Source organism: Companilactobacillus nuruki (assembly GCF_002872255.1).
In the GTDB taxonomy this organism is placed as follows: domain Bacteria; phylum Bacillota; class Bacilli; order Lactobacillales; family Lactobacillaceae; genus Companilactobacillus; species Companilactobacillus nuruki.
Map to the genome: position 1 here is coordinate 39425 of NZ_NIPR01000022.1, position 25767 is coordinate 65191.

The window sequence follows — 25767 nt, forward strand, 5'->3', positions numbered from 1 at the left end:
ACACCCCCTTTAGAAATTGTTATAGAAGTCTTGAGCAGACATCATTTGAGTATCTTCAGTTGAACCGCTATCATCAGCTGATGATTTACGATGTAAATAACTTAAAAAGCTGTCAGCATCTACGTCATCAATATCTTTGAATGAAATTCCATTTTGCATTTGTGCATCAGTGATCTCATCCAAAAGCTTGAGAGCTTCAGCTGCGGTTATTTTTTTGCTGGATGATTAGCGTCAGCTTCAACACCACCCATAGCATCAGCAAGAATGTCACTTAACGTTGACATCCCATCTGATTCCAAACCATCGTCAATTGATTGAACGGTTACTTTAGGATTTTTGAATAACGAGGCAACTAATTCTTCCATTACGTTCAAATAAACATCATCCTTACCAGATAATTCGACATATTTTTTTTCTTCAGCCGAAGTCAGTGCCTTTCCGTTATCCATTTTGGTGTTGAGAATCTTGAGTGAGGCGGCATCTTCTTGTTGCAGCTTGTTAAACTTCAAAACCTTTTTTAATTCACCAAATGAAATACGAGATTGTTCATAGTGTTTTGTTTCATCGGTTTCTGGATCATACAAATTAATTTTGATCATTATGCAGTTACTCCTTCATTAGTTGTGGATGTAGTTGATGAACCATCAGTTTTGTGACCTTCGTTATCAAGTGTTTGAGTTGTTGAATCTAAATCACCTGTAAAACCAGGGAACATGACTTTAGCAAATTGAGCCAAAGTAGTTCCATTGGAGTTTGAAGCCTTAGTTTTAACTAATTTTCCTAATCGTCTGGTAATGGCACTTCCAGAGATAGAAGGCTTCTCAGGAGTCATACCTTTATCCTCACCAGTCTTGAAGTCATTGCCATCAGTTGTTGCGAACTTAGCTTTTGCCACGCCAATCCACATTGGCTTTTGGTTTAAATCTTGTGCTTCAGCAATAATTGCTACATATGGTTGCTTAACATCTGATGTGGTCATATAAATACCGTCATCATTCAATTTGTCGCCTAAAATTTCAGTTGAAACATCTGATGGAATTTCCATCATTGAAAGTTCAATTTTTCCAGTACCAGTACCGGCATCTGAGACAAAATAAGCAATATTTGATGCATATTCAACGTTCAATTGACCTGAAAATCCTGAAGTCTTGAGCTCGATAGTACCACCAGAACTTTCATCAACCGTTACTACTTTTACTACATTCTCTTGGTCATCCATAACACCAAGAAATACACGTCTAAAGCCCATGCTTCCAATAGCTCTTAGTGTTTTATCTGCCATTTAAAAAATCTCCTTTATATTTTGAGTTTTGTTAAATCTAAGAATTAAACGTTGAACTTCATAGTTCTCATCAAATTCCTGAGTATCAAAAAAGCACTCAAATTGATGAGTGCTTAAATTTGATTCTATTAAGTTGTGATACTTTTCTACTTCACGGTTAGTTTTAACCAGGACATTTACCTGACAACTGACTGTTTCAAAATTCTTTTTATTACTTGCATAATCATGAGAATTGGTCGGTAAAGTGTTGATTTGAATAATCGGAAACATTTTATTTTGAAGATTCTTTTCAGGAATATTCTTATTAATAAAGAGATTAGAATCATCAAAACCAATATTCATAATTTTAATTAAATTACCAATCTGAATAGCTGCGGAACGAATCATAGGCCAAGTTCCTCTCTAATAGTTTTCTCCAAAACACTCCTATATTCTTCTTCACTCTGATTAAGAGTATTAGAAATAAAAGGTTGAGGTGCTTGATTAACCGTACCTAATTCCACGAAATGAGCACGCCAATAGGTATCTTTCCCAAAACCAACCTTAACTGCTCCTGTTTGATCAATACCTGAATAAACAATATCGTCCTTCAAATGTTTAAATGTCGTTTTATGACCTGTACGTTTATCCATTTCTCGTTGACCCTTCCAGGAACGATCCGATTGATTTTCATAAGGTGTATTTTGTTCCAGATTATGAACTACGACATCCCGACCAGCTCGCAATGCTTTATTTCGAATTATCGCTCCCTTTCGACCCAAAGATGAAAGGTTTGAAGTTACATCTTCATCCAAACTGAAACTCATTTTTGACCAATCCTTTCACAAAGTATTACATCCCATTGACCATACTGAGTATCATAATTAACAGCGGTTATTTGATACTCAATATTTTCGGGTTTTACCAAGTGGATTAGGGTCATGTCAGACGTGATGAGAGACTCAGTTCGTCTGCGATGACGGATAATGAACTGTACTTGATCCCTAAATGCATCCGGATTTGTAGCTATTTCATCTGCTTTTTTGGTTCGTTCCATAGCAAATAGTTTTGGATAAATAATTTCATCTTCACCTGGTGTTGGATCACCATAATCATCAACTGATTCTTTACCCTTAGAAATAATTCGTATTCTTTCATTCAAATCACCCGTTTGAGCTATCGCCATCGTCCTGAGCCTCCTTCCAAAATTGATATTCAGGTTTCAATTGCAAAATAAAAGTCTGCACGCCATAGTAAGTTTCTTTCTCCTTACTACTTGTCGTTGCAGACTTATTTTTGTAATAGTAATCAATCAACATTTGGACTGCCAAATTAAATCTTGAATTGCCCTGGTAAAATTCATCATCCTTGGTTCCACCAATAGCTGAAACCATATAGTCAATAGCGACATCCCGATAAGTAGAAATCTCGGAACTATCAGCATTATCAATTCGAAGATTATCAATTAAAGTATCAACATCATCTTTCTTTTCATCTGCCATTTAATCACCATCCCTATTTAGAAGGAACTAGTCCCAATAAATCGTCCTTAGTTGATTTACCGGTTGTGTCAATGCTATGTGCTTTTAGCCATGCTGTAATTTCTGCAACCGTTTGAGCTGCAGTAGGTTTCACATCACCATTAGGGTCGAATGTATCAGCCCCATCATTTCCAGATGGGGGATCTATTTTCCCGCTGTCACATTAGCCAAACGGAATGCTGAAGATAGAAGAATTTGATGATCAAACCAAGCTGTTAATTGGAAGTAATTAATACCCTTGTCGTAATCTTTCCATTGTTCGTATAATGTTTGAGAAATTTCATAGTTAAGTTGAGCAAATGAGAAATTACCAACTACTGGTGTTGTTGCAAGTTCACTGAAACGAACAGGATAACCGAGAATTTCTTCAGGTTTCTTACCAAATAAATCACCGCTATTATTTACTAATTCTTTAATCATTTGTAAATAATTGGGACGTGTCATATAGATCTTTAGACCATTTTGAAATCCATCAGCAATATCAGCAACTGCATTAGTAATAGCATCAAAGATAGTTGTACCATTAACGGATTTGATCCCAGTCTTTTCCGAATAGAAGCTCATATGTTCTTCACCGGCCTTGGGTTCCTTAGCAAAAGCAACACGCTTTTCTTTAACAGCCAACCCAGCCTGTAGAGCTGCATTTGTATAAGAAACCAATCCCGTATCCGTACCCAAAAGAATTGCTTCTGTAATCGCAGCCTTAATTTTTGTTTTGTAACGACCAAATGTAACTGAATCACCTTTTGATTTTAGTTCCTTAGCAATTTCTTGATCATTTACAAAGCTATCATCATCAATTTGAAAACGTACACGTGGCAAAATTAAATTAGTGATTGCTGAAATCGTTTCATCGTTACGAAGTGGATTGTCATCAAGTGGTTCAGTAATGATTTGATTAGAAACAGTAACCGGTAGAAATGATTGTCCACCCGTTCCATTTTCACCTGAACCATTATCATCTCCAAGAACTTGAAGAATCTCTTTTGAAGGAGCTTCATTGTGCATGACCGAACGAATCAATTGGGCATAGGCATGAGTTCTCTTTTCCTTTGGATCTTGTGAATTCTTGAATTCTTTATTCTTGCTTGATTCGGCCTTTTCTTTTTTATCAACTTGAGCTTTTAACAGGTTATAGCGTTTCTCTAACCCATCGGCTTTTTCACTTAGATCATTCAAATCCTTATCTGGAAATGAAGGATTTCCTGCTTTCATAGAAATTTCATCATTAACTTGTTGTAATTCTTGTCCTACTTGTGAAAGATTATCTTTCATTTGATATAAAGTAACTGGCATTAAACTAGTCCTCCTAAAGTTTGTTTAATTTTTTCATTTTGAGCATTAGCTCTTTCAATCATTTTTTTACGTTCGTCAGAAATTTCATCTGATTTCTCTTGAGTAATTTGAGATGGCAAATGCTGAAACATACTCTTAAATTTGTCTGGAACAACACAAGCGACGGCTTGATTTGCTTCAAGAATTTCATCAGCAAGTCCATACCCAACAGCTTCATCAGCGGATAACCAAGTTTCGTCATCCATTAATTGACGAAGTTCATCTTCATCAATTTTTCCATCTGATTTGGCGAGATACGTCTTAACAGATTGCTCACCAACTCGGTCAAGATCATCAGCTTGCTTTCTGAGTTCTTTGGCGTTTCCCATGCACATGGTCCATGGATTATGAATCATTAACATTGAATTTTGTGGCATAAAAATAGTGTCACCACTCATAGCGATGACACTTGCAATTGAAGCAGCTAAACCGTCAACGTAAACATTCACGGTCGCTTTATTTTGTTTGAGTTGATTGTAAATTGAAATACCTTCAAATACTGATCCACCCGGTGAATTGATATGAAGATTAATGGTCTTAACATCACCTAGTTCTTTCAAATCATCTCTAAATGAAGCACCTGTGGTGTCGGAATCATCCCATTTATAACTGACAATTTCACCATCGATATTCACATCAGCACTATTGTTGCTTGTTGGGGTCATTTCCCAAAACTTCTTTGGAGTCTTTTGTTGTAGCATCTTTTGTCACCCCCTTTCGTTGTGTTGGATCCATATCTATCGGATATAAGTCTCCAGAAACAAATAACTTATCAGCATATTCATCCGATGATTCGGGCAAATCTTCCAAATCCAAGATATCATTGGTCGTATAAATACCATTACGCCTCATAATTTGATAGAAATTGGCTCTAGCCTGCATATCGCCACGAAGTAATGAATTCATATTGAATTTAAAATAACTACCTGCAGTTAATTCGGCTGATGTTAGCAATTTCTTTTCAAATTCTTGTTCATATTGCCGGACAATTGGCGTCAATGTCATTTGAACAAATTGAGTCATTAATTGCTCATTTGAACTGAATGTTCCACCAGAACTAGCATTTAAAAATTGCAGTGGGACATTAAAAGCATTAGCAATTCTTTTATCAGTTATATCATCTTCGTTTTTTAGATCAGCTGAAACAAAATTACGCTCAATTTTATCAATTTCAACCCCAGGTTCCTGAAATAGAACCCCTGAATTAGATTCATAATATTTCTTAAACATATCAATAATCTGCTGTTTCTTTTCTTCAGAAACATTCGATCCATATTTTAGAATGAAACTGTCCGTTCTTTTCATCTCTCCTAATGAGAACTCTTTGACTGCATTATCAAAATCTAATGCCCCTTTTAATACATCAAGTGGGGAAATACCAGTATATTTTGAAGCACCAGTAATGTGTTTAACATGAATAATATCTTGGTTAAAAACATAAGCATCAATATTAAATAATGCTGAAGTAACATGATACCAGAGCGACTTATCATCCCGATTAATTACCGGCTCAACATCTTGAGGATTAATTGGAATAAGACTTCGAGGAACGTTATAAAAATCTCTCTCAATAACGGCATAACCATTCCCGTACGTATTTCTATCAGTCTCAAGTCTATTGATGAAATCATATGCTGTCATATTCTCATTGGGTTTATGCCTGATTAAATTACTAACATTGTCATTGATATCTTGCCTATTTTTCAATTCTTTAAGCGGTAATGATGCCAATGTGTTGGATAATCTGGTAATAACGCTAAAAATTGTTTCATTGTTTTCGAGAATATTTTGTTTTGAACCATTAAAACTTTTTCCAAACCAATCTGAAAAATCAAATGATTTACCAGACCACTGCTTCTTATCTGAAATATTTGGTTTAAATATTTGTTTGAACCTACTCATTAGGCCCATTTCAATCACCTCCTTTAATCAAATGATAGAAATTCAATATTGCTACCTTCCTTGCTAATTAATTTGTTTACGACATCAACATGAGCATCTAATAATGCCGCAAAACCATCAATTTTTCGTGAGAGTGTTTGTTTCTGTGGCATCCAATTATCATTACGATCTTTAATTAATTTAATATTGTTCAAATACCACCTAAATAGTTTGGAATTGTTATAAATAACCTTGCTATCAAGTAATAGCTCTTTAAGATTCTGCATTGGTCCACCTAGAGTTCTGAAACCTTGGCGAACTTCTTGAGTATCAAACCCGTAATCGGTCATAGCTTTATTTAGTAATAAGGCCTTCGCCGGATCAAACATAACTTTAGTAATTTGATACGTTTTAGACATTTCAGTAAACCAGTCCAAAACATATTCGTATTTCACGTAATCTCCAGGGATAATTTCCAACTCACCAGCCTGTTCCCACGCTTTGATACGTTCTGGATTCTTATCTCGTTTGTAACGGGCTTCAGGAACCCAGGTTTTTTCGAGTACAAAAATACCGCCGTCATCTAAAGGAAATTCAAGGCAAGCGGCAGTGAAATCCTCAGTCTCTGATAAATCATATCCACCCGTACAATCTCGGCCTTCTAATAATTTAAGATTGAGATTTTTGTTATTTTTAAGAATGGTTTCGGTATTAACAAAGCTTAATTCGTCAGTTTCACTGAAGATATTGAACTGCTTTGTTATCCAATCGGCTAACTCTTGTGGGTTTTTACGATCTTTCTTGTAATCACCGATCATATCAACCATTTCCATCAAACAGATATTAGGATTGGCTTTAACCCACATTTCAGGATCATTGGCCTCTTGCTTATCATCAAGTTTGGCCAAATAATAAAATGTTCTTTCATCAATATGATCATCATAATTTTTTAGACAATCCTGACCATTATCAACAAAATCCATCAGTGGACCATCTAAAACCGTTCCGGCGGTTGAAATATAAATGATTAATGGCTGTTTACGAGTACCACGAGAACGTTTCATAACGTTGATTAACTTGTAATCTTTGTATTCATGAATTTCATCGAAAACAGCGAAATGTAGGTTCTCACCATCCTTGTTAGTTTTTTCAGCTGACATAGGAACAATAGTACATTTACGCTTAGGAAATCTGATCTCGTTATTATTTGCTACAAAACGATTAGATAAGAATGGCGATGCATCAATCATAGCTTTAGACTCATCAAACAACTTATGAGCTTGTTTCTGAGCATTGGCAAGGAAATATACATTGGCACCTCGTTCGCCGTCAAACCCGGTCATATAATCAGCAAGTCCAGACTCGAGTGTTGTCTTACCATTTTTACGGCCAACGAATATTAGACCTTCACGAAATCTACGATAACCAGTATCACGATGAACCCAACCAAACATGCTGCCGACAACGAAATGTTGCCACGGCTGGAGCACCAATTGGTCAAAATCACCCTTTGACGGTTTACATTTAGATTCAATGAATCGAATTGGACGCCAGGCTTTTTCCTCATCAAATATCCAAGGGAAATCATCAATACCTTGACGGTCTAAATCTTTTAGATGTCGTTCACATGATGCTACGACTTCCTTACTAGCTGGAATGTCACCGTCAACAACCATTTTGGCGTAATAATTGGTCAATAAAATAGGGCTAGGTTCTTTCAAAAAGGCCCATCCCTCACGATCACTTCTATATTTATCCCACCATTTTGTTAATTGTGTGAATGAATAATCTAAAATGTTAGTCGAATTCGTCATCATCATCCCCTTCATTATCATCTGGCATATTAATTGCTAAAGATGCACGTGATCCAGGTGTTAACCCTAACTCATTTGCTAATTTATCCAGTAACAAAGCAGCATTACGTTTCTCACGAATGAACGGATTGACTCGACCTTTCATCATGTAACCTTTTTGCTTAATCTTTCTATCAAATGAATGATAATCAGCAAGCGTATCGCAATATAACGCCAACGTATTCATATCACCATTGGTTAACAATTGTGTTGGTTCCATCATTTCAACGATTCGATTGAATTCTTTAGCACCAGTTGTTGTTAACCATGATGGCGGAATCAACTTATCACGTGGCAAAGTTAATTTATCTTCATTTTTTTTGCGTTTATGAAGCTCTTTTTTAGTAATATTGTTCGGATTGCCTTCCATTAAGTGAATCAACGAACTTTTAGCAGTTTGTGGCAAAAATTTCCTCCTTTCCACCCGACCAAAAAGGCTCAAACCATTGATACTTAATGGTTTGAGCCTGAAATGGATTAATATTTTTTTATTGAAAAACGAATTTATTGCGAACAAGGGACTACACCGTTGTCTGGGATTTCATCAAAATATTTTTTGAGGTAGGGGGGCTACCAAAATAATTTGTCATCGTCTTTGTTTGATGAGAATTTGAAAACATCAGAACGTTTTTTGACCGCTGCCTCATGTTTGAAGTATTTCTTATTCCCAGAACCCTTCTCAGGATGTTCCTGATTATGATGCTCTAAACAGATGACCTCTAAGTTATCTTGATCAAGTCTCTTGTCCCAAGCATCCCTAAGAGGAACCATATGGTGAACTGTTTTAGCAACTGTTATTTTTCCATCACGTAAACAATCTTGACAAAGATAATGTTGACGTGTGAGTGTCTCTTGTCTCGCATCATGCCATGCCTTCGTATGATAGAACCTGATGTATTTGTCAGTCTGTCCAGACAATAGCAGCATCCCAGTTAATCTTAGATCCATCTTCTGGCTTGACTAACTCATACTCTCTGGCTCTGAGTACTTCCTCTAGTGCTGACTTACTGACAGTGATTGTTGATCTAATGAACTTGCCATTGCTTGCTTCAGCTCTATCAGTCTTGAACGGTATACCGTCAAGTCCTTGCATTGCTTGATCATACTCATCTTCAGACATTACGATTACTTTCTTCATTGATCAATCCCCCTTTAAATATAAAGTACTTCTTTGGTACCCATCTATTTTTAGATACGCTATAACATTCTTCTCCATTAATAATAGATGTTTCTTTTAATCTCCAATAAGTATCATTTGAAAGATATCCCGTCGTTCTTCCATCTGAATTATATACAATTGCACCACACTTATATTTACAATTAATAGAACCAACAACCATTCCTAACATCTAATCATTCCAATCAAAAAAGAGACTACCGATTAGCAATCTCTCTTAATATTATTTTTTATGAATCAAATCCCACATGACACCAGTATGTGACTTAATAGCTTCACCATAACGATTATTTACTTGATTAAAGTTATTCTTAGAAAGTCTCATTCCTCTGGCTTTTATATCTCGAATAATCAAATGATACATCACATTAATTAAGCCATATTCTAATTCTTCAGTAGTAACATCCCTATCCACATGAACTGATATAGTATCGTTGTCTTTTGTTACATTAAGAATTGTCTTCATCACATCATTCCCTTCAAAAAATGTGGGCCTTGGGAATCGAACCCAAGCATTGTATTCAAGACTTTCTGAAGGAATTGTCCAGGGATGATAAAACCTATACCCACAAAAAGATGAGCTTTATCATAACTCATCAATGTTGATCTATAACAATAAGAACTAAATTTATGCTCCTTTTCAGGTAGAGTAACCTGTCGCTATCTCTGTAATTATCAACAATACCAATATAACTTAAAAACAGTTCGGTCGCGGTTCGGTATTTGTTCACAAAAAGTTCAGTAAAAGTTCACTCTTAAAATCATGTATATTGTTTCCAACTCACTTCTTCATAAATGTGAAGGTCATCAATACTTTGAAATGCATCAGCAAAGTATAATAATGCAATTTTTTTATTAGTCGTATATTGAGTATGTCCATAACTAACTTTACTTTCAATTTCCCAGTCCTTTAAATCTTCAATATATAATCCTCTAAGAATTAATGAATACTTTTCAGGACAATGATTAATAGCTCTGACTGTATCGTTAACTATTGGTCTAGCATCAAAGTGATCGATAATTTTATCCTCTATACCATTTCTAACGTTGTTGCCTTTACTTCCAATACCACCGAAGCTAGGTGACTGTACTTCTAGCATTGAGTACCCAGCTTGAACCACTAATCTTGGAAAATCCTTTTTCAAATACTCTTTGACGTTATCTTGAGTTGCCTTCTCATCAACTCGCGGTAATAGCCCCATAAGTAACAGCCCCTTTTGTGATATAATTGATTTGCTGGAATCAATTAATTAGCTGCTCACTCTGTGGGTGGCTTTTTTGTGTCTATTTATTTTCTTCAGTTATGGTTTTATTTTCAAATTCAGATTTTACATCCCCTGATTTTTGATAAATATTAGCCTCAAATTTAACATTGTCTCCGGCTTGGACAAATTGACCTTTTGGAAATTCTTTCAGAGATAAAGTATAGATTTTTGAATCTCCATTCAAAATGAAACTCACTTTAGTAGCATTGATATTTAATCTATAAATATTTCCTTCGACATTTGATATCTTCCCTTTACCAGTTGGAATGGCTGTTGAAGAATCAAACAATGAACGATATTTAGCTAATGTACTTTTAGCATCGGTTCCCACAGCAACAGTACTCTGTGTACCATTTCCACTTGCTAGTAAGTACACATAGCTCATAAATGCTCCATTGTCATCAAGCATGGATACGATCCACGTAGGTTTACCATCAATCATATATAGCAGTGGCATACTTGATTTCCATTGAGTTTGTTTCATTCTATTCTCTGCTAAACTAGATGCTCTCTCTGGGGTCATTGCGTCATTCTTTTCTCGATAGTAATACGTCTTACCGTTTGCAGCATTGACATACATATATCCTAAGACTGAGGTTTGCTTAGAATTTGTACTTGTCATTGAAGCAAAATAATAAATATGTTTATTGAACAGCACAGGTGTTAACTGCTGGTCTGTTCCTTCTGTACCAGCTTTACTTACTGATTTGATTACTCCTTCTCTGGAACCACCTATACCATATGCATTCCACCAGCCTTTTCGTTCTTGTCCCCAAGACTTAATTTGCCAACTAGATACAGTCGGATCAACGGCAATGTCTAACCACTCGGGTTTATTGTTTAAATCATAAATTCTGACACTACCGGTTTCAGCATCTAAAACGGCTACCTTCTTATAATGAAAATTAGGTCTATTAGAAACTCCAATTCTCTTATACAAAGTAGAAATATAATAAGGTTTTCCACTATCATCAATTTCTAATTGAGGCGTATTTCCATCCATGCTGTAAAGGCTGCCTGCAACTTTTGAATAAATCTTTCTATATGCATCATGTCCAAAATATGCTGATGGAGTGTACTTCATTTCTCTTTTTACAAATTTAGGCTTGGCATTCTTAGAAGTAGCATCAACGATAAAATAACCATCTACCTTTTTATAATGTCTATATCTAAAATATGAGCCGTCGAAATCGAGTGGTGCTATATAAACCATCTTTCCCCGATAAGTTTGTACTCTTAGATGATCAACATCATAAACATTTGAGTTAGGAACATTTGATAAAGAGTTTTGAATCTGTGCCTTAACTGTTTTTACAGAATTAGCAACAGCAACTTCTTTATTCTTACTGCTTATAACTGGCATTGGTGCCTTATTAACTTGTTGACTTACTTTAGTTTCGACTGTATTTGCTGAGTTTTTTGTTGATCCTAGTCTGATAGCAAACATGAATACTCCAAAAATTATAAGTACAGCAAAAACAGCGGAAACACTTGATAGTGATATAAAATTCATGTCATCGTTTCCTTGAAAGTCTAAAATGAGCATATTGACACCCAATGAAACAATTAAAGATATTAAATTCCACATAACGATTGAAACAAAATATTGATTAGGTACTAGCATGAAAACTGTTAAATAAGCTGCTAGGAACAGTATTCCATTAGCAATTAAGCTCGTAACAGCAAGTATATGATCCTTTTTGTAAATTGAATACCCAACAACCCCTACAGCAGGTATCAACCCTGCAAACACAAAAATGAAAGTTATCTTAAAAAATAAAAGTTCCATAAATATTTCTCCTCTAATAACCGTGTTCATAGATACCTTTTAGTACATCTACTCCCGCTTCTATATCTTCTGCATATTGAACAGTTTTTGGACCCCAATAGTCATATATTTCAAGCAGCAGCATTGCTTTTTGAATCGTTTCTACATTCAATTTATTTAGCCCCCTTGTCCAACTATTGCCAACGCAATATAAAATAAAATTAATAGTACTCCGGTTCCAAAATGATTTATCTTACCTTCTACAGACTTAGCTCTAATTATTCCTATCACATTGAATATCGTAATAATCAATAAGGAAATTATTGAGTATGAGATAGACTTCATTCTTCCACCTCTGTTTCAGATAGCTTATAGAACTTGAAGCCGTTTCTTTTCAAAATTTCAACGTCTTTATTATCACAATCATTAAACAATGCTGCTTTTCTAAATGAATTTGTAAACTGGCCGTTAATACTTTTTGTACCATTGTAAAAATTCTCGACAACGATTTTTTTTAGATATAAATCATTCAATTTTGCTACATACATAATTAATCTCCTAATTCAACTTTTTCGACATGTAAACCACCCTCATATAAATCTGAATATGGCCTATCATAAACATGAGAATTACTATTTTCTAAATTCAAATCTTTATCTCCTATCACTTCTATTCATCCCACATTAAATATCTAATTCTGTCACGTTCATAACACCCGTGAGCAACTTGTAATCTGACTTGGTAGTTTCTAAAGCCTGACTGCCAAAAATGTTGGTATAAACAATGAAGTACCTTTTTTCTGTCAACGATGAAGAAGTATATACTCCAGAAATTGAATCCAACTTTAAAGTTTCAAAATTAATACCTGTTGATTTACGAATTCTTACTGTTACCCTTTTACTCATTTTTTTTACATCCTTTGTATTAATAATCTTCGCTGTTCCGATGACGAACGGTAATATCAATTTTGAATAACTGAAAAAGTAGCAATGATCCAATCCCATTAACAATTAGATTTCTTGTGGAAGCACCATCCCTAACTCCGTGCATAAATTCCAGCATTAATAAAATTGCCAAAAATAATATTGCAACTATGATTAATGCCTTAATTCCATCCCATAAGATCCTTGTAGTTTTCAATTACTTTTTCCCAGTCCTTCTTTTTATTTTGATTTTCAATAACTTTATTAGCGTAATCAATTTGTGACCACATATATCGATCGCCAAACTTTCCACCCATCATCATCCAATCCGTCATTCGGTGATAAAGATCATCCCTCACTTGAACTGGTAATAAGTCTTGGACTTTTTCCCACGCATTTAGTAATTCTCTGTCGTCCATTAATTCTTGATTATCCATTTTTTCCATCTTCAATCTCATCAATCAAATCTAAAATATCTTTGTTGTCAGTGGTAACAGATATAATATTTTTTTTCTAAGAAATTTTTGAACATTTCTATCCAAATCTACATAGTCCCTTAATGACATAACTAACTGATTCTTGTCATTGAAAACTGGCATAAAATATTTTATTTCACCATTTTTTACTTCCTCGATTTGATTACTAACGTCTATTCCCAATATCTTATATAAGGTGGAGCTTAAATTATTAATGTTATTCATTAATTCGTTACTACTTGGCTCAAATCCACGACTAAAGTTTGTTTTGTCAAACGTTGGTTCATGATCACGTCCAAACATTTAAATCACTCCTCTCTCACCATGTGCATCCATTTCGAATAATTTACTAAAATACTTTTTATTTTTTTCTAAACAATATTCGACTGTCTGATTGCTTATTCCCAATGCTTTTGCTATTTCATTTCTTGAATAACGATTATTGTGCATTTGAAATACAGCAAGTTCACGATCTGTTATTTGAACCATTAGGCGATTACCGTCACATGACCAGATTCGATTTCGGAATCTAAGTTATCATCTAGATAATGTTTAATATTATTCATCGCTTCATTTTTCCAAACGCCACCATCAGCCTCAAATAATGCTGCTTCCATACCCTGACGCATTCTGAATACGAAATTACTTTCTGGTTGATCTACTTCAACAAACGTTCTATATGGCTTCATAGAAACAGGATTAGGGACTTTAACTTCAGCTACACTTGCTACACCTACCTTGGCTTGAACTGTCTGACTAACACCATCATCTGAACTGCTATGAACCTGTTCTTCTTTCAAGTTTCCAATGACTTGTAAGATTACATCTCTGTCGTCTGTTTGGACGAATCTTGACTGCAGGGCTATATTTAACGACTCAGCATCATAATATTCATCAAAGTTAAAACTTGGAATCATAGCTTCAGCGTTGATCAATCCTTCACGTCTACCATATTCATCAATTGACCCAAATACTTTAACCTTTGTTGGTGATAAGACTTGGATAAATAATTTATCATCTTTTCGTTCGTCCATATTTTTTATGAGTTCAACAATTCCAGAAAGTGTTGAAACACTGACACGCTCTTTACTTTGATTTTGAGGGATGATTAGTTTTGGTTCTCCATAATCATTGAAGGCGTAGTCACGCCCACCAATTTGAACCATTCTATTTTTGCTATTGGCTTTATCAGCCATTTCTTGAATTTTCTCAATTGCTTCACTAGTTAAATCTGCCATTTTTATCACCTATGCCTTATTTTTATTTTGTTTTTGAAAATCGATTATTTGTTTAGGTTCAGTTTCCTTAGAATCATCAGAAACTTTTTGTTCTTTTTCGATATCGTCAACTTTTTGACCTGTATCGGTTCTAACGTCACCTTTATCATCAAAATATGTTTGACCTTTAGCGCCTGATTTAAGCTCATTGGCTTCAATTGAACCTGTATCAGCATTTCGACCCACAAGTAATGTAGTTGACACTCCTTCTTGTGGAATGAGCTTAGATTTAATTTCTGAATATACAGAAACAGCATCCCTATTTTCGTTTGGCTGATACGTCAAAGTAATTGTGACTGTTCGTTTCTTTTTAGTATTAGTATTCGGATCTAAAATATTTTCAGTTACTTTCTTAAGTTCCTGTTCAAACTTTTCTTGAACCCCACCATTTGACATGGTGGATAAATTAAAATTAATTAGCTTTTTATTTTTTGTCATATTTTTATCCCTTCATTTCTTCCTAAAATGGCAAATCATCATCTGAAATATCTATTGGTTTCGATTTATCAGCAAATGGATCACTTTCCTTATTTTCAGGGGAATTACGACTCCCATAATCACTATTTGGATCGCTTCCCTGCTGATTGGCATTTTGTCTCCGTGCCTCTGCCTCTTGTTTAGATTCCAACAGCGAGAATCTATCCGATACAACATCAGTTCTATAAACTCTCTGACCTTGTTGATTGTCATAAGAACTTGTTTGTATTCTGCCTTGAAAACCTATTAATGAACCTTTAGTAGCATACTTACCGAGATTTTCAGCACCTTTACGCCAAAGCTGGCAAGGAACAAAATCAGCTTCACGTTCTCCCTTGGAATTAGTAAATGTCCGATTCACTGCCAAAATGAAATTGACATATGCTACTCCGTTACCACCTTGGGTGTATTGAACCTGTGGATCTTTAGTTAAACGTCCTACTAGGACAACATTATTAATCATTTTTCACGTCCTATATCACGTATTTTTTTAAGTTTCTTTGAAAGTTCATTGCTACCTGAACCAACTGAACTTGATTGATTTTCAGGTGCGCTCCAATCAGTTGCCTGTTCCTTATTACCTTTCCGATTATTATTTTTTTGATATCGTTTCGTATTTAGATAACTTTCAAATTTAGATCCAAATAGAGTCTCAGGTCGTAAATACAGATCCATATCTGTCCCTAACCAATCTTTCACTTTTAAATCAATGACCTTTTTGAAATCATTAATCTTAAATCCATCTTTCCAACGTTGATTGATAACATGTTTAGTTTTGGATGTTGAGTATTTAAAGCTTTTATTGGTTTTTCTGTTTAGATATTCAATTATTGATTTATAAGGAGGCACATTGTCGGGTTGCCCGACAGTATTTGTATTACTCTTATGTATTACTGAACCTGTATTACTCTCCTCACAATTTTCTAAGTAGGGGGCTTTAATATTCTTAGTAGGGTCAGTAAATTTATTAACTACCCTACTTAATTTATTAACTGGGTAAATTTCTCTTTTAATTACTTGTTTGGGATTGTCAGGAGCATAAAATAATTTAATTTTGATATATCCTTTATCCCTCAAATCAGAAACCAATTGAGAGGCTCTTGATGGAGTTATTCTTAAGAACTTAGCAAAGTGCTTGTTACTCGCAAAACATCCCCTATCGGTACTTGAAAGACTGTCTATTTCAACGTAAAGTAGCATTTGCATTTTATTAAGATTTTCGTCCAGCCAAATTTCTTTTGGAATCCAGACTCCTTTAAAATCCCTTATTAATTCTTCAGCCATATATATCACCTTTATTTCTTTCCGTTTAAAGGCGCTGTATAATAAACATGTGTTTGGTGTTTATTATCAACGCCCACTGATGTCTTTGTCCTCTAAACTCAGACATCAATTTGTTAAGCAGCCTTCTTCTTGATGAAGAAGGCTTTTTTCTTTGACTTATATTCAGGATCACAACAGATCCAGCTGGCAAACAAGTCAAAATAACCTTGAATAATCGAATGTTCATAAAATGGTCTGATGATAAAACCAAAAAAGAAAAATACAACTGGAACCCATATAACTGGTGATATTGAAATTGTCATTCTAAATTCCTCCTAAAATTCGAATTCATAATCATATGATCCATCACTGGCTTGCATAATCGATATATTGGCATCTTTTAAGGCGGTGATAGCTTCGTCATCGATTTCCATATCAAATTCTTGAGAAATGGAATGACGACCTTCACGAACTGTATTCTCGATATTCTTTGCCAATTTTGAATACTGACTATTCCTATGAATCATTGGTAATGTGAATTTTAATTGTCTTAATTCATTCATGATTTAACCTACTTTGCTATTTTTAAATTCATAATTCTTTCCATGTTGTCTCGACAGAATTTAGCGAACGTCAAATAGTCAAACTTGTATCCTTCGCCTTGTCTTGGATAATATACAGGGCCACCATTTTCTGTTCGTAACATTCTTTTGAATTTGGAATCATTGACAACCGCACGAAGTCTTTTATCAAAAAGTCCACTCAGTTTGGCTGTCTGTTTGAAGTCCGTATAAATAAGTCGGTAGTTATTCGCCTCAAGTTGTCTTTTAACTTCATCCCGAATCATTACTTCAATTTGTTCATCAGGAAGTGTCGTTGCCATTTGCATTTAATCACCACCCTTCAATTTAATTTTTTTAGTCATAATAGTTACAAACCAATCGGTAGCAGCTAAGTCATCAAATGATGGTTCCCAGCTAGGACCATAGCCTACCGATCCAGTACCATAACTGAGCATTTCACAATAATTACTTTTACTGCCTAGCTCTCTGCTTGAAACTAAGATCAATCTCGGCCCTGGTATCGAATCAGATACCCATGCCTCACGTGCAATGCCTTTAAAACCTTTGTTCTTGATGTTTCTTGTTTCTTTATCACGCTTACGTGACTCTAATACTGCTGATTTGATGTCCATTTACTGATACTCCTTAACTTGAGCCAAATTTGAGCTTTTTGAATACGTAACTTTTGCTATACTTTCCCTGAGTCCAAAATAATCGAGGTGAAAAATAATGGATATTAATCAAGTACAAACCTTAATCTATGGTCTTGAGTGGCTGAACAACCATTCAGATAATGCCCATGGTATAAGTCAAAAAAATATAGTGTTTAAAACTGAAGGCTTATTTTTAACAGCAAATTGGATTAATGATACTAAGAGGTCAAATGACTTTAAATTAAACCGGCAATTGGATACCATCTTTAATCCCGCCCACAGCAATCAGCCATTAAACTATGTGTTTGAGCACGAAACATCTTTGCTAAGGGATCTAATACAATTCGTTAAAACTGTTGATTTTAACGATAATAATAATTTTCCTTTTGAACCTAATGAGGTTTCCGATATTAATTTTCTTGGCTCTGATGGTATAAAGTTACGCACCTGCATCTTCAATTCGCCTATTGAATTAATTGGAATTATTTAGTTTTAAACACGGGTGTAATATTTGCCAAATTTTCTAAATCTTTTTGAAGCTCAGCAGAATCTTGCTGAGTTTTTTTTATCAGCTCCATATATTCCTTGCCATTTTGCAGAACGAACTCCATTGATGGTGCTCCATTGATAAAGTTATCCAAATGAAACTCATTTTCCTTTTCCATCCCTAAACCTCCTTCAAAAACTTATTAATAAAGTATTGCTGACCTTTGCCAGTAACTTTTGGTGTTCTAGTAACTCTCACAGATCCATCAGGATTGTTATAAGTACGTTCTTTAATTTCAAATATCTTCAAGTTCATTGACCTCTGAGTAGGCATATTTCTATCTGAGCGATTTCCAGCGATCAAGTAACCATTTGACCGTAGCCATTCAAATAATCTTCCAGCACCAATATTTACGCCATTCTGACTAATTAATTTGGCAAGTTCGCCAACGAGAATACTTGTATCACTAGTTTCAACCGCATTGGCAAATAAAACTTTTGGTTTCATCTGTTCAATTTGATCTTGTTGATTAGCAGCAAGTCTTAATGCTTCCGACATAGTTGATGGAACATGAAAACCACCAGTCTTTATCTGTTCTTCCATTTTGTTGAAGGCATTGATGTATTGAATTTTGAAACGTGTAGCTTTTTTCCCAGTGAATCCCATGGCCAATAACGTAAATCCGTCTTTAGTCATATAAAACATTCTGTATAGACGACCTCGACTATTTTTATAGGTTCCTTCTCGAAACATATTTTTCACTGCCGAATTTTCGACCGTGAGATTTTCAATGGATTCCAAAATATGCTTGTGGTCTTTATCAAAATTCTCGGCAACTTGTAAACTACTTGTCACTGGTTGCTCGTTTTTTAAAAACACTAATTCATTCAAAGACATCACCTTATTTCTTTATTTTTTTGCTAAAAGCGTGATTGCTTCCAAAAAAAATATAATCTTGTGGAATATTGTATATATTGGTTACCCTGTTTATTTCTGAAATTCTTAAATCAGATGAATCCTTTTCCCACTTTTGGAGCGTTGGCTTTGAAATTTTAAGTCGCTCAGAAGCCGTTGTCTGATTCAGACCGGCTCTTACTCTGAGATCTCTTAAAGTATGTTTTGCTCTAATAGGAATTCTATTATCAGACATGTCCATACCTCCTTTACAAGCAATAGATTATCACGCTTTTAGCGAAAATACAATCTTTTTTTGTTTTAAAGCGTGTCTTTTTGTCTGAAAGAAAGAATTTTAACGCTTTTTGTGATATATTATAGATAATGAAATGAGGTCAATAATAATGGTTAAAGATATAAAAGAAATATTCTCAGAAAACTTAAAACGTTATATGGATATTAAAGGTGAAAATATTACCAAATTATCTGATTCCATTAATGTTGCCTACTCAACAGTGTCAGACTGGATTCATGGTCGTAAAATGCCAAGGTCTGGCTCACTAGAATTACTAGCTGAACACTATGACATTAACATTTCTGACTTAACCTCAGCAAAGTTTGAGATGATTCCTAGTCAAAGACCATCCAAAAGAATTCCTATTATTGGTGAAATAGCATGTGGCGATCCTATCACTGCAGAGGAAAACATTGAAGGTTATTTATATGAACCTATTGATTCCTTACCAAGCGGTAATCTCTTTTATTTAAAAGCAAAGGGTCATTCAATGGAACCAACGATTCCTGACGGTTCAAATGTTCTGATTAGAGAGCAGCCTGAAGTAGAAGATGATGAAATAGCCGCTGTTCTCGTCAATGGTGATACTGAGGCAACTCTAAAAAGAATTAAACATCAAGGGGATATTGTCATGCTGATGCCAGATAATGCATCATACTCTCCTTATATTGTCACTCGTAATAATCCAGCTAGAATCTTAGGAAAAGCAATACGTTTTACTACTGATCTTTAAGGAGTGTTTAGTTTGCATGTAAAAAATGAGATTGATCTAAGGGATGTCCTATTGCAAAGAGCGGGTGAAGCCTTCATTAATAAAATAATCTGGTTTGAAGGTAAAGAATATTATGGCAAAGAGGCCGTCCAAAAAGCACTGGCATTAGTTGATTTAGTGGAATTCTATGATAAAAAATATAATTTATATTAAGGGGAAATCATGGTTATAACCGTTAAGGGAACAAATGGTCAAATTACAGCCGATAATGAAAAAGTAGTTATATCTCGTAAAGGATTTCTAGGTCATATAACTCAAGGATTCAAAGGTGATCGAACTATTTATTATACGGATATTAAATCTGTGGAATTTAAAAAAGCAACAATATGGATGAATGGTTATATTCAATTTATTACAAATGCTGAGTTGGCTACTCAAAAAAAATCGGGTGTTCTTCATTCCTCTACTGAGGCCATTAAGGATCCTAACATTGTTGTATTTAGAGCCTTCAAAAAAGAAATGGTTACTGATAGTCAAAAAATTTATAATTTTATTATGAATGAAATTGATTCTTATAAGCATAGCAATTCATCAAGTGACGCTATACAACTCTCATCTGCAGATGAAATAACTAAATTTAAAAAATTACTTGATGAAAATGTTATTACTCAAGATGAATTTGATAAAAAGAAGAATGAATTATTAAATCTTTAATTACTATTTTTGTCCAAATACTGACGACTTAAAAAGCTGAATATATTGTTCTATAGGGGGAAATCATGAATAAGGGTTCAAAAATACTTTTATCAAGCATTGCTGCTGTCACTCTATCAACTACTTTTTTAGGGACATCTGGATTAACTTTTAATCCTACACAAGAAACAGTTGTTTATGCAAAAGCAAAACAAGCAACATTGATTCCGGGATCTTATAAAGTAGGTTCTGAATTAAAGCCTGGTAGATACACTATCACTTCTTCAGACGGTTCAAGTGGTAACATTTCTTCCATGCCTAAAAAGAGTCTTCACGGCGACACAATAAACGAGATTCTTGGCAGTGAAACCGATATGTCACAGGTGCCATCTGTCACTGCAACACTTGCTAAGGGTGACAAAGTAAAAATCGAAGGATTAACTTCAGCAACATTCACTCCAGTTAAGAAACGAAATAAGAAAAATAATACTGCTTTGGCAACTGGTTCTTGGATAGTTGGTAAAGATATTAAAAAAGGCAAATATACCGTTACACCAGTTGATGGTCAAAGTGGTAATTTTATTGTGATTCCAAAGAGTACATTTGGAGATACAACAAACGAAGTTCTTGGTGGAGATACTGATATGTCACAAGTACCAAAGGTAAATGTGAAATTACATAATGGCGATAAAGTTGAAGTAGCCGGTATGACTCAAGTCAATTTTGCTAAAAGATAAATCCAAATAAAAAAAGCCCTACACAAATGTGCAGGGTTAGAAGTAGGATTTTTACAATTGAATAATTTAAATAAGTCTCACCGTAGGCTTATTTATTTTCGCCCAAATCCACCGAAAGGAGGTGAAAAATATGTCTAAAAATAAACATACTTTAATTTACAAGAAGCAAAAAGGTTGGGCATACCGTGTTTATTACATGGGTGAAGATGGAAAGAACCACTCTATTAATAAGCAAGGTTTCAAATCTAAGTCTGATGCTGAAGATGCCGCCAGAGAGATTGAAAATAGACGTGCCGTTGCAAGACTGGATATTGCAGAAAATATCACCTTTGCACAGTATTTTGAATCATGGATCAATACTTATAAATTAGGTAGATACTCTCTTTCTACTGATTCAAAGTATGAGGTTGCTCTAAGATTCATTCAAGATTATTTCTATGATGATTTGCTAAAAGATATTACTAAAATGGAATATCAAGGATTCATAGATGACTACTCAAAAGACCATGTCAAAGATAGCATCTATCGAATTAATGGTTATATTGGTTCTTGTATTCAAGAAGCTGTTGACGAAAGAATCATCGACCGTAATTTTACAAGAAATGTTGTTATTACAACTAAAAAGAAAGGCAAATCTGCAGATCTAAAATATCTCGAATCTGACGTAGCATCCAGTTTAAGAATCATGGCCAAAGAGAATGCTACCCTATCAAATATTTCTGCATGTGAGATTCTATTCGCATTAGGAACCGGCTGTCGGTATGCTGAAATAGTTGGATTGACCTGGGATAATGTTGATTTTGAAAATCACACAGTCAATATTCAAAAAACTTATGATTATAAAAAAAGAACTGGCTTTCTCCCCACAAAGACAGAAAGCTCAGTTCGACAGATCACTATCTCAGACGAATTGATCCGAGAATTACGACTATTAAGAATGCAGCAACGTGAGACTTTCTTTAAACAAGGCTTTAAAAACAATAAAAACTTTGTATTTATTAACAAGAGGCACACTGTTCCCTCAGATACCTCAGCTAATAATGTTCTAAGAAAATATCTCAAAAAAATTTATTTTGAAAAAAATAAATCCAAAGGTATGAACGATACCGAAAATAGAAAAACATTGGACAATATGGAACTAATCGGATTTCATGGTCTCAGACATACCCATGCATCATATCTAATAGCACATGGTCTGTCACTTGAGTATATATCACAACGCCTTGGTCATTCAAACGTTGCGATAACTTCTAAGGTCTATATTCATCTATTAAATGACTATCGTGAGCGTGAAGATAGTAAGGCGATGAAGGCTCTATCTAAGCTCTAAAAAGAGTGACCAAAAGGTGACCTTTTTCTCCAAAAGTGACCAAAGGTGACCCATTTTTCTTCACAAGCTGGTAATGAGTTAGACAAATAAAAAAAGCTCTGAACATTGATTTAACAACGTTCAGAGCTACTTGCTATCGAGTTAGTAAAGAGCTGGTCTTCACAATTAATACCGGTGATCGGGGTCGAACCGATACTCCCTAGTGGGAACAGGATTTTGAATCCTGCGCGTCTGCCAATTCCGCCACACCGGCATAATATGCCTGATTATTTGAGCATAACCAAAGGCGGTAACCGGATTTGAACCGGTGATGAAGGTTTTGCAGACCTCTGCCTTACCACTTGGCTATACCGCCATATTCAATTATAGCAATTGGGTTAGCTGGATTCGAACCAGCGCATGATGGAGTCAAAGTCCATTGCCTTACCGCTTGGCTATAACCCAATAAAAAGGGCGGTATGTGGGAGTCGAACCCACGTGTGCCGGTGCCACAAACCGGTGTGTTAACCACTTCACCAATACCGCCATGATAAAAGGTAGAAACAGGGATAGTAGGAATTGAACCCACACCGACGGTTTTGGAGACCGTAGTTCTACCTTTAAACTATATCCCTAAAAATATGGAGGGGAGTGGATTCGAACCACCGAACCCGAAGGAGCGGATTTACAGTCCGCCGCGTTTAGCCAGACTTCGCTACCCCTCCAAAATGGCGCGGGACGGAATCGAACCGCCGACACATGGAGCTTCAATCCATTGCTCTACCAACTGAGCTACCGAGCCATTTAACGGTCCCTGCGGGAATCGAACCCGCGATCTCCTGCGTGACAGGCAGGCGTCCTAACCAACTAGACCAAGGAACCAAATTTAATTTTTTTCAAAACTAATTGCGGGAGCTGGATTTGAACCAACGACCTTCGGGTTATGAGCCCGACGAGCTACCAGACTGCTCCATCCCGCGATAATAAAAAGTAAAGCTAATGTACAAATATTTTTAAGGAGGATGTGGGATTCGAACCCACGCGCCGTTTTCACGACCTGACGGTTTTCAAGACCGTTCCCTTAAGCCGGACTTGGGTAATCCTCCATAGCTTAACTTTAAAACATAAAACTATAAATTGGTGAACTAATCACCAATGACCCGTACGAGATTTGAACTCATGTTACCGCCGTGAAAGGGCGGTGTCTTAACCACTTGACCAACGGGTCATATTAACGGAGAAGGAGGGATTTGAACCCTCGCGCCGCTTACGCGACCTACACCCTTAGCAGGGGCGCCTCTTCAGCCACTTGAGTACTTCTCCAGATATAGTGGGCCTAAATGGACTTGAACCATCGACCTCACGCTTATCAGGCGTGCGCTCTAAACCAGCTGAGCTATAGGCCCATAAAAGTGGCAAAGCGGGTGACGAGAATCGAACTCGCGACAACAGCTTGGAAGGCTGTGGTTTTACCACTAAACTACACCCGCATATTACCTTACGGCTACTTCTTATTAGTAAATTAATTACTAACGGTCCGTGCGAGAATCGAACTCGCGATCTCCTGCGTGACAGGCAGGCGTCCTAACCAACTAGACCAACGAACCAAATTTAATTTTTCTCAAAACTAATTGCGGGAGCTGGATTTGAACCAACGACCTTCGGGTTATGAGCCCGACGAGCTACCAGACTGCTCCATCCCGCGATAATAATATACGTAACAAGATCCTAATTACTATGGACCTTGTAGGACTCGAACCTACGACCGAACGGTTATGAGCCGTTTGCTCTAACCAACTGAGCTAAAGGTCCGGGCAAAATAGCGGCGAAGGGGATCGAACCCCCGACCTCCCGGGTATGAACCGGACGCTCTAGCCAGCTGAGCTACACCGCCAAAAACTTTGAAACTGACAATATCTATTGCCTATCGGGAAGACAGGATTCGAACCTGCGACCCCCTGGTCCCAAACCAGGTGCTCTACCAAGCTGAGCCACTTCCCGAAAAAAACAAATGCACCTAGTAGGAGTCGAACCTACAACCTTCTGATTCGTAGTCAGACACTCTATCCAATTGCGCTATAGGTGCATATTCATTATAGTGCCGAGGACCGGAATCGAACCGGTACGGTAATTACTTACCGCAGGATTTTAAGTCCTGTGCGTCTGCCAGTTCCGCCACCCCGGCGTTACTATAATGAAAGCGGAAGACGGGATTCGAACCCGCGACCCCCACCATGGCAAGGTGATGTTCTACCACTGAACTACTTCCGCATTATGCCGACTAGAGGATTCGAACCTCCGACCCCCTGTTTACAAGACAGGTGCTCTGCCAACTGAGCTAAGTCGGCATAAAACGATACTTTCATATTTTACTAAATGATTCTCAATATTGCAACAACAATATTGAATACGGGTGAAAGGACTTGAACCTTCATGTCCACTGGACACTAGAACCTAAATCTAGCGCGTCTGCCAATTCCGCCACACCCGCATGGTGTGTATATATGTTGCAAATGAGCCGTGACAGGTTCGAACTGTCGACCCTCTGATTAAAAGTCAGATGCTCTACCAACTGAGCTAACGGCTCATGATATGGAGGATACAGGGATCGAACCTGTGACCTCCTGCTTGTAAGGCAGATGCTCTCCCAGCTGAGCTAATCCTCCATCATGAGACAGCGTAGCGACTCTCTATCCTCGCGGGTAGTTTCCCACCAACTACTTTCGACGCGGAGAAGCTTAACTTCTGTGTTCGGCATGGGAACAGGTGTATCCTTCTCACTATCGTCACTACACTGTATGACACTCGTACCTTCAAAACTAGATATTAAGACAATGAATTAATTGTACTACTAAAAACTGCTGTAAACTCTTACTCGATTAAGTCCTCGATCTATTAGTACTGCTCAGCTCCATGTATCGCTACAC

41 protein-coding genes, 26 tRNA genes and 1 rRNA gene are annotated in these 25767 nt (G+C 36.1%); 6 read left to right on the forward strand and 62 right to left on the reverse strand.

What is annotated here, in order from left to right; translation table 11 throughout:
• Positions 1 to 9 precede the first annotated feature (9 nt).
• The 32 genes from CBP76_RS13180 to CBP76_RS07260 all read right to left on the reverse strand — a co-directional run bounded on the left by CBP76_RS13180 (position 10) and on the right by CBP76_RS07260 (position 17692).
• Positions 10 to 183: a hypothetical protein gene (locus tag CBP76_RS13180; RefSeq protein WP_166667215.1), complete on the reverse strand. Its 174-nt coding sequence runs from the start codon at positions 181 to 183 to the stop codon at positions 10 to 12.
• A 23-nt stretch (positions 184 to 206) separates the two neighbouring features.
• The gene (gene gpG / locus CBP76_RS07110) at positions 207 to 599 is read right to left on the reverse strand and encodes a phage tail assembly chaperone G (RefSeq protein WP_102196243.1); all 393 of its coding nucleotides are present in this window, start codon (positions 597 to 599) and stop codon (positions 207 to 209) included.
• A complete protein-coding gene (locus tag CBP76_RS07115) occupies positions 599 to 1282 on the reverse strand; it encodes a major tail protein (protein ID WP_102196244.1) in 684 nt (227 codons plus the stop codon). The genes gpG and CBP76_RS07115 overlap by 1 nt, the downstream gene beginning before the upstream one ends.
• Entirely contained in the window at positions 1283 to 1669 is a 387-nt protein-coding gene (locus tag CBP76_RS07120; RefSeq protein WP_102196245.1) for a hypothetical protein, read from the reverse strand. It lies immediately after the preceding gene.
• The gene (locus CBP76_RS07125) at positions 1666 to 2088 is read right to left on the reverse strand and encodes an HK97-gp10 family putative phage morphogenesis protein (RefSeq protein ID WP_102196246.1); all 423 of its coding nucleotides are present in this window, start codon (positions 2086 to 2088) and stop codon (positions 1666 to 1668) included. The genes CBP76_RS07120 and CBP76_RS07125 overlap by 4 nt, the downstream gene beginning before the upstream one ends.
• Positions 2085 to 2447, reverse strand: a complete 363-nt coding sequence (locus CBP76_RS07130) for a phage head completion protein (protein WP_102196247.1) — start codon at positions 2445 to 2447, stop codon at positions 2085 to 2087. Before CBP76_RS07130 ends, CBP76_RS07125 begins: the two co-directional genes overlap by 4 nt.
• Entirely contained in the window at positions 2425 to 2763 is a 339-nt protein-coding gene (locus CBP76_RS07135) for a head-tail connector protein (RefSeq protein ID WP_102196248.1), read from the reverse strand. Before CBP76_RS07135 ends, CBP76_RS07130 begins: the two co-directional genes overlap by 23 nt.
• Positions 2764 to 2946: 183 nt before the next feature.
• The gene (locus CBP76_RS07145) at positions 2947 to 4098 is read right to left on the reverse strand and encodes a phage major capsid protein (protein WP_102196249.1); all 1152 of its coding nucleotides are present in this window, start codon (positions 4096 to 4098) and stop codon (positions 2947 to 2949) included.
• Positions 4098 to 4838 carry a head maturation protease, ClpP-related gene (locus CBP76_RS07150; protein WP_102196250.1) on the reverse strand — a complete coding sequence of 247 codons (741 nt, stop codon included), beginning with the start codon at positions 4836 to 4838 and terminating at the stop codon, positions 4098 to 4100. The genes CBP76_RS07145 and CBP76_RS07150 overlap by 1 nt, the downstream gene beginning before the upstream one ends.
• Positions 4780 to 6048 (reverse strand): phage portal protein, encoded by a 1269-nt coding sequence (locus CBP76_RS07155; RefSeq protein ID WP_102196251.1) that lies wholly within the window; start codon positions 6046 to 6048, stop codon positions 4780 to 4782. Before CBP76_RS07155 ends, CBP76_RS07150 begins: the two co-directional genes overlap by 59 nt.
• Before the next feature lie 14 nt (positions 6049 to 6062).
• Positions 6063 to 7832, reverse strand: a complete 1770-nt coding sequence (locus CBP76_RS07160; protein ID WP_102196252.1) for a terminase large subunit — start codon at positions 7830 to 7832, stop codon at positions 6063 to 6065.
• Positions 7816 to 8277 carry a phage terminase small subunit P27 family gene (locus CBP76_RS07165; protein WP_102196253.1) on the reverse strand — a complete coding sequence of 154 codons (462 nt, stop codon included), beginning with the start codon at positions 8275 to 8277 and terminating at the stop codon, positions 7816 to 7818. Before CBP76_RS07165 ends, CBP76_RS07160 begins: the two co-directional genes overlap by 17 nt.
• A 164-nt stretch (positions 8278 to 8441) precedes the next feature.
• Positions 8442 to 8789 carry an HNH endonuclease signature motif containing protein gene (locus tag CBP76_RS07170; protein WP_245865669.1) on the reverse strand — a complete coding sequence of 116 codons (348 nt, stop codon included), beginning with the start codon at positions 8787 to 8789 and terminating at the stop codon, positions 8442 to 8444.
• A complete protein-coding gene (locus CBP76_RS07175) occupies positions 8773 to 9009 on the reverse strand; it encodes a hypothetical protein (protein WP_102196255.1) in 237 nt (78 codons plus the stop codon). Before CBP76_RS07175 ends, CBP76_RS07170 begins: the two co-directional genes overlap by 17 nt.
• A 262-nt stretch (positions 9010 to 9271) precedes the next feature.
• The gene (locus CBP76_RS07185; RefSeq protein WP_133120388.1) at positions 9272 to 9517 is read right to left on the reverse strand and encodes a hypothetical protein; all 246 of its coding nucleotides are present in this window, start codon (positions 9515 to 9517) and stop codon (positions 9272 to 9274) included.
• Between the two features lie 292 nt (positions 9518 to 9809).
• The gene (locus CBP76_RS07190) at positions 9810 to 10250 is read right to left on the reverse strand and encodes an ArpU family phage packaging/lysis transcriptional regulator (protein WP_102196258.1); all 441 of its coding nucleotides are present in this window, start codon (positions 10248 to 10250) and stop codon (positions 9810 to 9812) included.
• 82 nt (positions 10251 to 10332) lie between these two features.
• Positions 10333 to 12102, reverse strand: a complete 1770-nt coding sequence (locus CBP76_RS07195; RefSeq protein WP_102196259.1) for a hypothetical protein — start codon at positions 12100 to 12102, stop codon at positions 10333 to 10335.
• Between the two features lie 13 nt (positions 12103 to 12115).
• Positions 12116 to 12253 carry a hypothetical protein gene (locus CBP76_RS13185; protein WP_166667219.1) on the reverse strand — a complete coding sequence of 46 codons (138 nt, stop codon included), beginning with the start codon at positions 12251 to 12253 and terminating at the stop codon, positions 12116 to 12118.
• A gap of 169 nt (positions 12254 to 12422) precedes the next feature.
• Positions 12423 to 12629, reverse strand: a complete 207-nt coding sequence (locus tag CBP76_RS07200; RefSeq protein WP_102196260.1) for a hypothetical protein — start codon at positions 12627 to 12629, stop codon at positions 12423 to 12425.
• Between the two features lie 135 nt (positions 12630 to 12764).
• Positions 12765 to 12986 (reverse strand): hypothetical protein, encoded by a 222-nt coding sequence (locus tag CBP76_RS07205; RefSeq protein WP_102196261.1) that lies wholly within the window; start codon positions 12984 to 12986, stop codon positions 12765 to 12767.
• Between the two features lie 19 nt (positions 12987 to 13005).
• Positions 13006 to 13221 carry a hypothetical protein gene (locus CBP76_RS13075; RefSeq protein ID WP_133120389.1) on the reverse strand — a complete coding sequence of 72 codons (216 nt, stop codon included), beginning with the start codon at positions 13219 to 13221 and terminating at the stop codon, positions 13006 to 13008.
• Positions 13187 to 13450, reverse strand: coding sequence for a DUF6877 family protein (locus CBP76_RS07210; RefSeq protein WP_102196262.1), 264 nt, complete (start codon positions 13448 to 13450; stop codon positions 13187 to 13189). The genes CBP76_RS13075 and CBP76_RS07210 overlap by 35 nt, the downstream gene beginning before the upstream one ends.
• A 21-nt stretch (positions 13451 to 13471) precedes the next feature.
• Positions 13472 to 13783, reverse strand: a complete 312-nt coding sequence (locus CBP76_RS07215) for a hypothetical protein (protein ID WP_102196263.1) — start codon at positions 13781 to 13783, stop codon at positions 13472 to 13474.
• Positions 13784 to 13969 carry a helix-turn-helix transcriptional regulator gene (locus CBP76_RS07220; RefSeq protein WP_102196264.1) on the reverse strand — a complete coding sequence of 62 codons (186 nt, stop codon included), beginning with the start codon at positions 13967 to 13969 and terminating at the stop codon, positions 13784 to 13786.
• Positions 13969 to 14718 carry a hypothetical protein gene (locus CBP76_RS07225; RefSeq protein WP_102196265.1) on the reverse strand — a complete coding sequence of 250 codons (750 nt, stop codon included), beginning with the start codon at positions 14716 to 14718 and terminating at the stop codon, positions 13969 to 13971. The genes CBP76_RS07220 and CBP76_RS07225 overlap by 1 nt, the downstream gene beginning before the upstream one ends.
• Before the next feature lie 9 nt (positions 14719 to 14727).
• Positions 14728 to 15195, reverse strand: a complete 468-nt coding sequence (locus tag CBP76_RS07230) for a hypothetical protein (RefSeq protein ID WP_102196266.1) — start codon at positions 15193 to 15195, stop codon at positions 14728 to 14730.
• Between the two features lie 22 nt (positions 15196 to 15217).
• Positions 15218 to 15697 carry a single-stranded DNA-binding protein gene (gene ssb / locus CBP76_RS07235; protein ID WP_102196267.1) on the reverse strand — a complete coding sequence of 160 codons (480 nt, stop codon included), beginning with the start codon at positions 15695 to 15697 and terminating at the stop codon, positions 15218 to 15220.
• Positions 15694 to 16518: a conserved phage C-terminal domain-containing protein gene (locus tag CBP76_RS07240; RefSeq protein WP_245865672.1), complete on the reverse strand. Its 825-nt coding sequence runs from the start codon at positions 16516 to 16518 to the stop codon at positions 15694 to 15696. The genes ssb and CBP76_RS07240 overlap by 4 nt, the downstream gene beginning before the upstream one ends.
• A 113-nt stretch (positions 16519 to 16631) precedes the next feature.
• Positions 16632 to 16820 carry a hypothetical protein gene (locus tag CBP76_RS07245; protein WP_102196268.1) on the reverse strand — a complete coding sequence of 63 codons (189 nt, stop codon included), beginning with the start codon at positions 16818 to 16820 and terminating at the stop codon, positions 16632 to 16634.
• A 12-nt stretch (positions 16821 to 16832) separates the two neighbouring features.
• Complete coding sequence (locus tag CBP76_RS07250; RefSeq protein WP_102196269.1) at positions 16833 to 17060, reverse strand: hypothetical protein; 228 nt, start codon at positions 17058 to 17060, stop codon at positions 16833 to 16835.
• Positions 17061 to 17068: 8 nt separating this feature from the next.
• Positions 17069 to 17386: a DUF771 domain-containing protein gene (locus tag CBP76_RS07255; protein ID WP_102196270.1), complete on the reverse strand. Its 318-nt coding sequence runs from the start codon at positions 17384 to 17386 to the stop codon at positions 17069 to 17071.
• Complete coding sequence (locus CBP76_RS07260; protein WP_102196271.1) at positions 17387 to 17692, reverse strand: hypothetical protein; 306 nt, start codon at positions 17690 to 17692, stop codon at positions 17387 to 17389. It lies immediately after the preceding gene.
• A 97-nt stretch (positions 17693 to 17789) separates the two neighbouring features.
• Between CBP76_RS07260 and CBP76_RS07265 the strand changes: the two genes are divergently transcribed.
• The gene (locus tag CBP76_RS07265) at positions 17790 to 18203 is read left to right on the forward strand and encodes a hypothetical protein (protein ID WP_102196272.1); all 414 of its coding nucleotides are present in this window, start codon (positions 17790 to 17792) and stop codon (positions 18201 to 18203) included.
• Here CBP76_RS07265 and CBP76_RS07270 read toward each other — a convergent pair.
• Genes CBP76_RS07270 through CBP76_RS07280 form a run of 3 tightly spaced genes read right to left on the reverse strand, consistent with a single transcriptional unit; the run spans position 18196 to position 19350 of the window.
• Positions 18196 to 18378 (reverse strand): hypothetical protein, encoded by a 183-nt coding sequence (locus CBP76_RS07270; protein ID WP_102196273.1) that lies wholly within the window; start codon positions 18376 to 18378, stop codon positions 18196 to 18198. The two genes, CBP76_RS07265 and CBP76_RS07270, sit on opposite strands and share 8 nt — an antisense overlap.
• A gap of 2 nt (positions 18379 to 18380) precedes the next feature.
• Positions 18381 to 19091 carry a phage regulatory protein/antirepressor Ant gene (locus tag CBP76_RS07275; RefSeq protein ID WP_102196274.1) on the reverse strand — a complete coding sequence of 237 codons (711 nt, stop codon included), beginning with the start codon at positions 19089 to 19091 and terminating at the stop codon, positions 18381 to 18383.
• A 10-nt stretch (positions 19092 to 19101) separates the two neighbouring features.
• Complete coding sequence (locus CBP76_RS07280) at positions 19102 to 19350, reverse strand: helix-turn-helix domain-containing protein (protein ID WP_158106613.1); 249 nt, start codon at positions 19348 to 19350, stop codon at positions 19102 to 19104.
• Between the two features lie 148 nt (positions 19351 to 19498).
• Between CBP76_RS07280 and CBP76_RS07285 the strand changes: the two genes are divergently transcribed.
• The 5 genes from CBP76_RS07285 to CBP76_RS07305 all read left to right on the forward strand — a co-directional run bounded on the left by CBP76_RS07285 (position 19499) and on the right by CBP76_RS07305 (position 22861).
• Positions 19499 to 20122 (forward strand): LexA family protein, encoded by a 624-nt coding sequence (locus CBP76_RS07285; protein ID WP_199250832.1) that lies wholly within the window; start codon positions 19499 to 19501, stop codon positions 20120 to 20122.
• Positions 20123 to 20134: 12 nt separating this feature from the next.
• Positions 20135 to 20314, forward strand: coding sequence for a hypothetical protein (locus CBP76_RS07290; RefSeq protein ID WP_056951545.1), 180 nt, complete (start codon positions 20135 to 20137; stop codon positions 20312 to 20314).
• Between the two features lie 9 nt (positions 20315 to 20323).
• The gene (locus CBP76_RS07295) at positions 20324 to 20815 is read left to right on the forward strand and encodes a DUF4429 domain-containing protein (RefSeq protein ID WP_056951544.1); all 492 of its coding nucleotides are present in this window, start codon (positions 20324 to 20326) and stop codon (positions 20813 to 20815) included.
• 65 nt (positions 20816 to 20880) lie between these two features.
• Positions 20881 to 21531, forward strand: coding sequence for a hypothetical protein (locus CBP76_RS07300; protein WP_056951542.1), 651 nt, complete (start codon positions 20881 to 20883; stop codon positions 21529 to 21531).
• A gap of 130 nt (positions 21532 to 21661) precedes the next feature.
• Entirely contained in the window at positions 21662 to 22861 is a 1200-nt protein-coding gene (locus CBP76_RS07305) for a tyrosine-type recombinase/integrase (protein WP_056951539.1), read from the forward strand.
• A 169-nt stretch (positions 22862 to 23030) separates the two neighbouring features.
• Here the strand turns inward: CBP76_RS07305 and CBP76_RS07310 are convergent.
• The 27 genes from CBP76_RS07310 to rrf all read right to left on the reverse strand — a co-directional run bounded on the left by CBP76_RS07310 (position 23031) and on the right by rrf (position 25634).
• A tRNA-Leu gene (locus tag CBP76_RS07310) sits at positions 23031 to 23114 on the reverse strand.
• A 31-nt stretch (positions 23115 to 23145) separates the two neighbouring features.
• Positions 23146 to 23216 (reverse strand) — tRNA-Cys (locus CBP76_RS07315).
• A 17-nt stretch (positions 23217 to 23233) separates the two neighbouring features.
• Positions 23234 to 23305 (reverse strand) — tRNA-Gln (locus tag CBP76_RS07320).
• Positions 23306 to 23313: 8 nt separating this feature from the next.
• Positions 23314 to 23386 (reverse strand) — tRNA-His (locus CBP76_RS07325).
• Positions 23387 to 23404: 18 nt separating this feature from the next.
• A tRNA-Trp gene (locus CBP76_RS07330) sits at positions 23405 to 23475 on the reverse strand.
• A 7-nt stretch (positions 23476 to 23482) separates the two neighbouring features.
• Positions 23483 to 23565: transfer RNA gene (locus CBP76_RS07335), tRNA-Tyr, on the reverse strand.
• Between the two features lie 4 nt (positions 23566 to 23569).
• Positions 23570 to 23642 (reverse strand) — tRNA-Phe (locus CBP76_RS07340).
• A gap of 6 nt (positions 23643 to 23648) precedes the next feature.
• A tRNA-Asp gene (locus CBP76_RS07345) sits at positions 23649 to 23722 on the reverse strand.
• 24 nt (positions 23723 to 23746) lie between these two features.
• Positions 23747 to 23820: transfer RNA gene (locus CBP76_RS07350), tRNA-Met, on the reverse strand.
• A 36-nt stretch (positions 23821 to 23856) separates the two neighbouring features.
• Positions 23857 to 23946: transfer RNA gene (locus CBP76_RS07355), tRNA-Ser, on the reverse strand.
• A gap of 50 nt (positions 23947 to 23996) precedes the next feature.
• Positions 23997 to 24068: transfer RNA gene (locus tag CBP76_RS07360), tRNA-Glu, on the reverse strand.
• A gap of 7 nt (positions 24069 to 24075) precedes the next feature.
• Positions 24076 to 24163 (reverse strand) — tRNA-Ser (locus CBP76_RS07365).
• Positions 24164 to 24171: 8 nt separating this feature from the next.
• A tRNA-Ile gene (locus tag CBP76_RS07370) sits at positions 24172 to 24246 on the reverse strand.
• A 13-nt stretch (positions 24247 to 24259) separates the two neighbouring features.
• Positions 24260 to 24330: transfer RNA gene (locus CBP76_RS07375), tRNA-Gly, on the reverse strand.
• 43 nt (positions 24331 to 24373) lie between these two features.
• Positions 24374 to 24447, reverse strand: a tRNA-Asp gene (locus CBP76_RS07380).
• A gap of 24 nt (positions 24448 to 24471) precedes the next feature.
• Positions 24472 to 24545, reverse strand: a tRNA-Met gene (locus tag CBP76_RS07385).
• 33 nt (positions 24546 to 24578) lie between these two features.
• Positions 24579 to 24652 (reverse strand) — tRNA-Ile (locus CBP76_RS07390).
• Between the two features lie 8 nt (positions 24653 to 24660).
• Positions 24661 to 24734: transfer RNA gene (locus CBP76_RS07395), tRNA-Met, on the reverse strand.
• 33 nt (positions 24735 to 24767) lie between these two features.
• Positions 24768 to 24841 (reverse strand) — tRNA-Pro (locus tag CBP76_RS07400).
• 11 nt (positions 24842 to 24852) lie between these two features.
• A tRNA-Arg gene (locus CBP76_RS07405) sits at positions 24853 to 24926 on the reverse strand.
• A gap of 13 nt (positions 24927 to 24939) precedes the next feature.
• Positions 24940 to 25025: transfer RNA gene (locus tag CBP76_RS07410), tRNA-Leu, on the reverse strand.
• A 14-nt stretch (positions 25026 to 25039) separates the two neighbouring features.
• Positions 25040 to 25111: transfer RNA gene (locus tag CBP76_RS07415), tRNA-Gly, on the reverse strand.
• A 4-nt stretch (positions 25112 to 25115) separates the two neighbouring features.
• Positions 25116 to 25188 (reverse strand) — tRNA-Thr (locus CBP76_RS07420).
• Positions 25189 to 25248: 60 nt separating this feature from the next.
• Positions 25249 to 25331, reverse strand: a tRNA-Leu gene (locus CBP76_RS07425).
• A gap of 23 nt (positions 25332 to 25354) precedes the next feature.
• Positions 25355 to 25427 (reverse strand) — tRNA-Lys (locus CBP76_RS07430).
• 6 nt (positions 25428 to 25433) lie between these two features.
• Positions 25434 to 25506: transfer RNA gene (locus CBP76_RS07435), tRNA-Val, on the reverse strand.
• 11 nt (positions 25507 to 25517) lie between these two features.
• A 5S ribosomal RNA gene (gene rrf, locus CBP76_RS07440) occupies positions 25518 to 25634 on the reverse strand.
• Positions 25635 to 25767: the final 133 nt, after the last annotated feature.